Source organism: uncultured Thiohalocapsa sp. (assembly GCF_913062725.1).
Lineage (GTDB): Bacteria > Pseudomonadota > Gammaproteobacteria > Chromatiales > Chromatiaceae > Thiohalocapsa.
Genome location: NZ_CAJXWY010000011.1, coordinates 74,258 through 80,755, shown reverse-complemented (window position 1 = coordinate 80,755; position 6,498 = coordinate 74,258). Strand labels below are relative to the sequence as shown.

Below are 6,498 nucleotides of genomic sequence, written 5' to 3'. Positions count from 1 at the left end.
GAGGAGGGGCTGCGCTTTGCGGTGCGCGAAGGCGGTCGTACCGTCGGCGCCGGCGTGGTGGCGAAGATCATCGAGTAATCAGGACATGGCCAACCAACGTATTCGCATCCGCCTGAAGGCGTTCGATCACCGTCTGATCGACCAATCCGCACGGGAAATCGTCGACACCGCCAAGCGCACAGGCGCCCAGGTTCGCGGACCGGTACCGCTGCCCTCGAAGCACGAGCGCTACACGGTGCTGATCTCCCCGCACGTGAACAAGGACGCCCGCGATCAGTATGAGCTGCGCACGCACAAGCGCCTGATGGATATCGTCGATCCCACCGATAAAACGGTGGATGCGTTGATGAAGCTCGATCTCGCGGCCGGCGTGGATGTGTCCATCCGGCTCAGTTAGACAGCACTAAGATCGTCGCGGCATGGATCTCGGGTAACCACCATGCCGTCGAGAACGGGAAGACAGACATGAGCATTGGAGTAATCGGGCGTAAGGCCGGCATGACGCGTATCTTCGCAGAAGACGGCGCCAGTACCCCCGTGACCGTCATCGAGGTCACGCCAAACCGGGTGAGTCAGGTGCGTACCGAGGAGACCGACGGCTACCGGGCCGTCCAGCTGACCAGCGGCTCGCGACGTGCGTCGCGGATCACCAAGCCCATGGCTGGCCACTTTGCGAAAGCCGGTGTCGAAGCGGGCGACAACCTGTGCGAGTTCCGACTCGATGACGGTGACGGCGACGATCTGGTCGCCGGTGCCGAGGTCGGTGTCGGCGTGTTCGAGGCTGGCCAAAAGGTCGACGTGCGCGGCATCACCAAAGGGCGAGGCTTCTCGGGCGGTATTCGCCGTCACCACTTCCGTGGCCAGGATAACAGCCATGGAAACTCACTCTCGCACCGCGCCCCAGGCTCCATCGGCCAGTGTCAAACGCCCGGCCGGGTCTTTAAGGGTAAGCGCATGGCCGGTCAGCACGGCAATGTCAATCGGTGTCAGCAAAACCTGGAAATCGTGCGCATAGACGTGGAGCGGAACCTCCTGCTGGTCAAGGGCGGCGTACCCGGTCCTGCGGGCGGTCGCTTGGTGGTGCTGCCGTCGGTTAAGCAAAAGAACAGGGGTTGAGGGAGTCATGCAGCTCAACGCAGCCAATGGCGTGACGGTCGAGGTCTCCGACTCGGTCTTCGGCGTCGACTACAACGAGTCGCTCGTGCATCAGGTGGTCACCGCGTATTTGGCGGGCGCCCGCGCTGGCACCAAGGCGCAAAAGAATCGAGCCGCTGTCAGTGGCGGTGGCTCCAAGCCCTACCGGCAAAAGGGCACCGGCCGCGCTCGGGCGGGTACCACCCGCAGTCCGCTTTGGCGCTCTGGCGGCAAAGCATTCGCGGCTGAGCCGCGCAGCTATGCGCAGAAGGTGAATCGGAAAATGTACCGGGGCGCAATCCGGGCAATCCTTTCGGAGCTCTCGCGTCTCGGCCGGGTGCATATCGTGGAGACGCTCGATCTCGAAGCGCCGAAGACACAGGCCCTGAAGTCGCAGCTCGCCGCCCTTGGTCTGGACGAGGCCCTGATCGTCGTTGACGAGCAGAACGCGTACCTGACGCTGGCTGCTCGCAATCTGCCACGCGTCGATGTGGCGACCGCGTTGCGGGTCGACCCGGTCAGTCTCATCGGCTTCGGGCACCTGGTGCTGACGAGACCGGCACTCGAACGATTGGAGGCGCGTTTCGCATGAACCAGGAACGCTTGATGAAGGTCCTGCTGGGGCCGGTGATTTCCGAAAAGTCCACGATCGCCGCGGATGCCGATGGGCAGTTCGTGTTCCGGGTCGCCACGGATGCCACCAAACAAGAGATCGGGCGCGCGGTGGAATTGCTCTTCGACGTCGAGGTGAACGCCGTCCAGGTGCTCAACGTCAAGGGTAAGAACAAGCGCTTCGGCGCACGTAACGGCCGTCGCCCAGGCTGGCGGAAGGCTTACGTGGATCTGAAGCCCGGTTACGACATCGATTTCGGCGCTGGCGCCTGAGCGGCGACACAGCGGAGTAGACCGATATGGCTATCGTCAAAATGAAACCTTCGTCGCCCGGGCGGCGGTTCATGGTCAAGGTGACCAGCCCCGAGCTTCATCAGGGCCCGCCCATGGAGGGACTGGTTGCAAAGAAAACCCGTAGCGGCGGCCGCAACAATGCCGGTCGCATCAGTGTTCGTCATCGCGGGGGTGGGCACAAGCAACGCTACAGGATCGTCGATTTCAAGCGCCGCAAGCAGGACGTTCCTGCCGTGGTCGAGCGATTTGAATACGATCCGAATCGCTCCGCCAACCTGGCGCTTCTGAAGTATCTCGACGGCGACTGGTCCTATGTCCTCGCCCCGAAGGGCTTGAAGGCCGGGGATACGGTCGTCGCCTCCGAGACAGCCCCCATCGCCGTCGGTAACTGCCTGCCGTTGCGCAATATACCGGTGGGCACCGAACTCCACGGCGTCGAGCTGCGACCCGGAAAGGGTGCCCAGATCGCACGCTCCGCCGGGGCTTCGGTGCAGTTGGTGGCACGTGAGGGCGATCAGGCCACATTACGCCTGCGCTCGGGCGAAATGCGCCGGGTGCACGCGGAGTGTCGCGCGGTCATCGGCGCCGTGGGTAACGGTGAGCACAGCCTCCGCAAGCTGGGCAAGGCTGGCGCGACGCGCTGGCGCGGCGTCCGTCCTACGGTGCGCGGCGTTGTCATGAACCCGGTTGATCACCCCCATGGCGGCGGTGAGGGTCGGACCAGTGGTGGCCGCAATCCCGTCACGCCCTGGGGTGTGCCGACCAAAGGCTACAAAACCCGCAAGAACAAGCGCACCGACGGCATGATTGTGCGTCGTCGCGGTCGTAAGTAAGCAGCTTCGAGGTTCAGTCAGTGCCACGCTCAATTAGAAAAGGCCCTTACATCGACCACCATCTGGCGAAGAAGGTGACCGATGCGGTGGCTCAAAACAGCAAGCGCCCAATCAAGACCTGGTCCCGGCGTTCGATGGTCGTGCCCGAAATGGTCGGCTTGACCATCGCCATTCACAACGGTCGCCAGCATGTGCCGGTGCTGATCAACGAAAACATGATTGGCCACAAGCTTGGTGAATTTGCGCTCACGCGGACGTTCCGCGGCCATGCCGCGGATCGTAAGGCCAAGAAGCGCTGAGCTGAGACGATCAGGAGACTCATCATGCAAGCGGTGGCGACACTGAAATATGCACGTGTTTCTGCGCAGAAGGCACGCCTCGTCGGCGACCAGATTCGGGGCCTGCACGTGGAGCGTGCCCTGAACGACCTGCAGTTCAGCACGAAGAAATCGGCAGATATCTTCAAAAAGATCCTCGAATCGGCGATCGCCAACGCCGAGAGCAACGCCGGAGCTGACGTCGACGAGCTGAAAGTTGTCGCCGTGCAGGTGAACGAAGGACCGACCATGAAACGCATCCGGGCCCGCGCGAAAGGGCGGGCCTCACGCATCTTGAAACGTACCAGTCACATTAGCGTGACGGTCGCCGAAGACTGAGGTCGCTAGAGGTCATGGGACAGAAAGTTAATCCGACCGGCATTCGACTCGGCATCGTCAAGGACTGGACGTCCACTTGGTATGCCGATTCGAAGGACTATGCCGACTTCCTGAACAACGATCTCGAGGTCAGGGAGTACCTGAAGAAAAAGCTCGCCGCAGCATCGGTCAGCCGGATTCAAATCAACCGGCCAGCGAAGAATGCGCATATCACCATCCATACCGCGCGGCCGGGTGTGGTCATTGGGAAGAAAGGCGAGGAAATCGATAAGCTGCGTGGCGAGGTCTCGCGACGCATGGGCATTCCGGTGCACATTAGCATCGAAGAAATTCGCAAGCCCGAGCTCGATGCCCAGCTGGTGGCCGAGGGTATTGCACAACAGCTCGAGCGGCGCATCATGTTCCGTCGCGCCATGAAGCGCGCAGTGCAGTCCACCATGCGGGCCGGTGCCGGTGGTGTTCGTGTCAATATCGCCGGCCGCCTCAATGGTGCGGAGATCGCCCGTTCCGAGTGGTACCGCGAGGGACGCGTGCCGTTGCATACCCTGCGTGCGGATATCGACTACGGATTCGCCGAGGCGCGAACCACTTACGGCATTCTGGGTGTCAAGGTGTGGGTGTTCCGGGGCGAGGTCTTCGAAGGTATGCCCGAGGAGCCGCAGCCAAGTGAGAAGCGCAGTTCACGGAGGGGGTAAGACATGCTGCAACCGAAAAGAACCAAGTTCCGCAAACAGCATAAGGGTCGCAATCGCGGTCTTGCACAAAGTGGCAACCAGGTCTCGTTCGGCGAGTTCGGACTGAAGGCTACGGGTCGGGGACGTATCACCGCACGGCAGATCGAGGCGGCGCGCCGCGCCATCACCCGAAAAGTGCGGCGCGGCGGTAAGCTCTGGATCCGGCTGTTCCCGGACAAGCCGATCTCCAAGAAGCCACTTGAAGTGCGCATGGGTAAGGGCAAGGGCAACGTCGAGTACTGGGTTGCACTGGTGCAGCCAGGTCGCATGCTGTACGAGATCGAAGGTGTCTCCGAGGAACTGGCGCGCGAAGCCTTCCGCCTCGCCGCGGCGAAGCTGCCGGTGCAGACAAGATTTGAGAAGAGGACGATGCTGTGAGCAAGGCCGCCGAGCTACGCGGGCAGGCGCGGGAAGACCTGGAGAAGCAGCTGCTCGAGCTGCTGAAAGAGCAGTTCAACCTGCGGATGCAAAAGGGCAGCGGGCAGTTGAGTCGCCCATCGCAGTTCAAGGTCGTTCGCCGTGAGATCGCACGCATCAAGACGGTGCTCGCGGAACAGTCGGCCGCCCATAGCGCCGACGGTGGCCACTGATTGTGCCAGCATACAATGGCGGCGCCACAGGCAGCCCAGCCCAGATGGATGACAACACCATGTCCGAAGAAAACAGCAACCGAATCGCGAGCGGCCGTGTGGTCAGCAATGCCATGGACCGCACCATTACCGTGCTCGTCGAGCGGCGCGTCAAGCACCCGATCTATGGCAAGTTCCTGCGGCGGTCGATGAAGCTGCACGCCCACGACGCCGACAATGCCTGTAACCCCGGTGACTGGGTTCGGGTCGAGCAGTGCCGCCCGTTGTCCAAGACCAAGTGCTGGCGTCTGATCGACATCGTTGAGAAAGCGCGCTGATGCGTCGGATGCCGCCGCCGGGATGAGAGGACTATTTTTCAGAGGTAGGACTAGACAATGATTCAAATGCAAACCCGCCTCGGTGTCGCGGATAACAGCGGTGCGCGGGCCGTACAGTGCATCAAGGTCTTGGGTGGCTCGCATCGGCGCTATGCCAACATTGGCGACATCGTCAAGGTGACGGTGAAGGATGCCATCCCGCGGGGCAAGGTGAAGAAGGGCGATGTGTTCAGCGCCGTGGTGGTTCGCACGCGCAAGGGCGTGCGTCGTCCGGACGGCTCACTGATCCGCTTCGACGGTAACGCTGCCGTGCTGCTGAACAACCAGTTACAGCCCATTGGCACGCGCATCTTCGGGCCGGTGACACGTGAATTGCGAAGCGAGCGGTTCATGAAGATCATTTCGCTGGCCCCCGAAGTGCTTTGAGTGTGGGGTCGCATCGGCCAGGGTGGAAAAGCAATGCGCAAAGTTAAAGTGGGCGACGACGTGATGGTCGTCACCGGTAAAGACAAGGGTAAGCGGGGCACCGTGCTGCGTGTCATCGACACGAGCCACGTCGTCGTCGAGAATGTCAATATAGCCAAGAAGCATCAAAAGCCAAACCCCAACAAGGGCGTCGGCGGCGGGATCATCGACAAGGAAATGCCGCTGCACGTCTCCAACGTCGGGCTCTACAACCCGGCGAAAGACGGCCCCGACCGGGTTGGCTTCAAGGTGCTTGGCGACGGCCGCAAAGTGCGGATCTTCAAGTCCGACGGCGAAGTCGTCGACGTTTGAGTTGAGCAGATATGTCCAGACTCGCAACACAATATCAGGAGCAGATCGTCCAACAACTGCAGGAACGCTTTGACTACGGCAGTGTGATGCAGGTGCCACGGTTGGTAAAAGTCACCCTGAACATGGGGGTCGGCGAGGCGATCAACGATAAAAAGATCATGGAGAATGCCGTCGGTGATCTGACCCGGATCGCCGGTCAGAAGCCCATCGTGACCAAGGCCCGGAAGTCGGTGGCGGGCTTCAAGATTCGCGAGGGCTGGCCGATCGGCTGCAAAGTAACGTTGCGGCGCGAGCGTATGTATGAGTTCCTTGATCGACTCATCAATATCGCGATTCCGCGCATCCGTGACTTCCGGGGCCTGAGTCCCAAGGCATTCGATGGCCGCGGCAACTATTCCATGGGTGTGCGTGAGCAGATCATTTTTCCGGAAATCGACTACGACAAGATCGATACGATTCGCGGGCTTGATGTCACGATCACCACGACGGCGCGCACCGACGATGAGGGACGCGCGTTGCTGGATGCATTCAATTTTCCGTTTCGCACATAG

Annotated in this window: 14 protein-coding genes and 1 pseudogene; all 15 read left to right on the top strand. The window is 61.3% G+C overall.

The window, feature by feature from the left end; genetic code table 11:
* Positions 1-78 (top strand): annotated as a pseudogene (locus tag QZ588_RS04755) (elongation factor Tu); the annotation flags it as partial.
* Between the two features lie 7 nt (positions 79-85).
* Positions 86-397, top strand: a complete 312-nt coding sequence (gene rpsJ / locus QZ588_RS04750) for a 30S ribosomal protein S10 (RefSeq protein ID WP_295540425.1) — start codon at positions 86-88, stop codon at positions 395-397.
* Between the two features lie 68 nt (positions 398-465).
* Positions 466-1,116: a 50S ribosomal protein L3 gene (gene rplC / locus QZ588_RS04745; RefSeq protein WP_295540423.1), complete on the top strand. Its 651-nt coding sequence runs from the start codon at positions 466-468 to the stop codon at positions 1,114-1,116.
* Positions 1,117-1,123: 7 nt separating this feature from the next.
* On the top strand, positions 1,124-1,726 hold the full coding sequence (rplD, locus tag QZ588_RS04740) for a 50S ribosomal protein L4 (protein ID WP_295540421.1): 603 nt from the start codon (positions 1,124-1,126) through the stop codon (positions 1,724-1,726).
* Entirely contained in the window at positions 1,723-2,019 is a 297-nt protein-coding gene (gene rplW / locus QZ588_RS04735) for a 50S ribosomal protein L23 (protein WP_295540419.1), read from the top strand. The genes rplD and rplW overlap by 4 nt, the downstream gene beginning before the upstream one ends.
* A gap of 26 nt (positions 2,020-2,045) precedes the next feature.
* Positions 2,046-2,873 carry a 50S ribosomal protein L2 gene (gene rplB / locus QZ588_RS04730; RefSeq protein WP_295540417.1) on the top strand — a complete coding sequence of 276 codons (828 nt, stop codon included), beginning with the start codon at positions 2,046-2,048 and terminating at the stop codon, positions 2,871-2,873.
* Between the two features lie 20 nt (positions 2,874-2,893).
* A complete protein-coding gene (gene rpsS, locus QZ588_RS04725) occupies positions 2,894-3,172 on the top strand; it encodes a 30S ribosomal protein S19 (RefSeq protein ID WP_295540415.1) in 279 nt (92 codons plus the stop codon).
* 24 nt (positions 3,173-3,196) lie between these two features.
* Positions 3,197-3,529, top strand: coding sequence for a 50S ribosomal protein L22 (gene rplV, locus QZ588_RS04720; protein ID WP_295540414.1), 333 nt, complete (start codon positions 3,197-3,199; stop codon positions 3,527-3,529).
* A gap of 14 nt (positions 3,530-3,543) precedes the next feature.
* The gene (rpsC, locus tag QZ588_RS04715) at positions 3,544-4,224 is read left to right on the top strand and encodes a 30S ribosomal protein S3 (RefSeq protein WP_295540412.1); all 681 of its coding nucleotides are present in this window, start codon (positions 3,544-3,546) and stop codon (positions 4,222-4,224) included.
* A gap of 3 nt (positions 4,225-4,227) precedes the next feature.
* The gene (gene rplP / locus QZ588_RS04710; RefSeq protein ID WP_295540410.1) at positions 4,228-4,641 is read left to right on the top strand and encodes a 50S ribosomal protein L16; all 414 of its coding nucleotides are present in this window, start codon (positions 4,228-4,230) and stop codon (positions 4,639-4,641) included.
* Positions 4,638-4,853: a 50S ribosomal protein L29 gene (gene rpmC / locus QZ588_RS04705; protein ID WP_295540407.1), complete on the top strand. Its 216-nt coding sequence runs from the start codon at positions 4,638-4,640 to the stop codon at positions 4,851-4,853. The genes rplP and rpmC overlap by 4 nt, the downstream gene beginning before the upstream one ends.
* Positions 4,854-4,897: 44 nt before the next feature.
* The gene (gene rpsQ, locus QZ588_RS04700; RefSeq protein WP_295540405.1) at positions 4,898-5,170 is read left to right on the top strand and encodes a 30S ribosomal protein S17; all 273 of its coding nucleotides are present in this window, start codon (positions 4,898-4,900) and stop codon (positions 5,168-5,170) included.
* Between the two features lie 57 nt (positions 5,171-5,227).
* Positions 5,228-5,596 carry a 50S ribosomal protein L14 gene (gene rplN / locus QZ588_RS04695; protein WP_295540403.1) on the top strand — a complete coding sequence of 123 codons (369 nt, stop codon included), beginning with the start codon at positions 5,228-5,230 and terminating at the stop codon, positions 5,594-5,596.
* A gap of 33 nt (positions 5,597-5,629) precedes the next feature.
* A complete protein-coding gene (gene rplX / locus QZ588_RS04690) occupies positions 5,630-5,947 on the top strand; it encodes a 50S ribosomal protein L24 (RefSeq protein ID WP_295540401.1) in 318 nt (105 codons plus the stop codon).
* Positions 5,948-5,958: 11 nt separating this feature from the next.
* Complete coding sequence (gene rplE, locus QZ588_RS04685) at positions 5,959-6,498, top strand: 50S ribosomal protein L5 (RefSeq protein WP_295540399.1); 540 nt, start codon at positions 5,959-5,961, stop codon at positions 6,496-6,498.

What these genes read in the sequence shown, in the direction of transcription:
- rplC (WP_295540423.1), top strand. Translation starts at nt 466, where the DNA reads ATGAGCATTGGAGTAATCGGGCGTAAGGCCGGCATGACGCGTATCTTC.
- rplX (WP_295540401.1), top strand. Translation starts at nt 5,630, where the DNA reads ATGCGCAAAGTTAAAGTGGGCGACGACGTGATGGTCGTCACCGGTAAA.
- rplE (WP_295540399.1), top strand. Translation starts at nt 5,959, where the DNA reads ATGTCCAGACTCGCAACACAATATCAGGAGCAGATCGTCCAACAACTG.
- rplB (WP_295540417.1), top strand. Translation starts at nt 2,046, where the DNA reads ATGGCTATCGTCAAAATGAAACCTTCGTCGCCCGGGCGGCGGTTCATG.
- rplN (WP_295540403.1), top strand. Translation starts at nt 5,228, where the DNA reads ATGATTCAAATGCAAACCCGCCTCGGTGTCGCGGATAACAGCGGTGCG.
- rplD (WP_295540421.1), top strand. Translation starts at nt 1,124, where the DNA reads ATGCAGCTCAACGCAGCCAATGGCGTGACGGTCGAGGTCTCCGACTCG.
- rpsC (WP_295540412.1), top strand. Translation starts at nt 3,544, where the DNA reads ATGGGACAGAAAGTTAATCCGACCGGCATTCGACTCGGCATCGTCAAG.
- rpsQ (WP_295540405.1), top strand. Translation starts at nt 4,898, where the DNA reads ATGGATGACAACACCATGTCCGAAGAAAACAGCAACCGAATCGCGAGC.
- rpsJ (WP_295540425.1), top strand. Translation starts at nt 86, where the DNA reads ATGGCCAACCAACGTATTCGCATCCGCCTGAAGGCGTTCGATCACCGT.
- rplV (WP_295540414.1), top strand. Translation starts at nt 3,197, where the DNA reads ATGCAAGCGGTGGCGACACTGAAATATGCACGTGTTTCTGCGCAGAAG.
- rplW (WP_295540419.1), top strand. Translation starts at nt 1,723, where the DNA reads ATGAACCAGGAACGCTTGATGAAGGTCCTGCTGGGGCCGGTGATTTCC.
- rplP (WP_295540410.1), top strand. Translation starts at nt 4,228, where the DNA reads ATGCTGCAACCGAAAAGAACCAAGTTCCGCAAACAGCATAAGGGTCGC.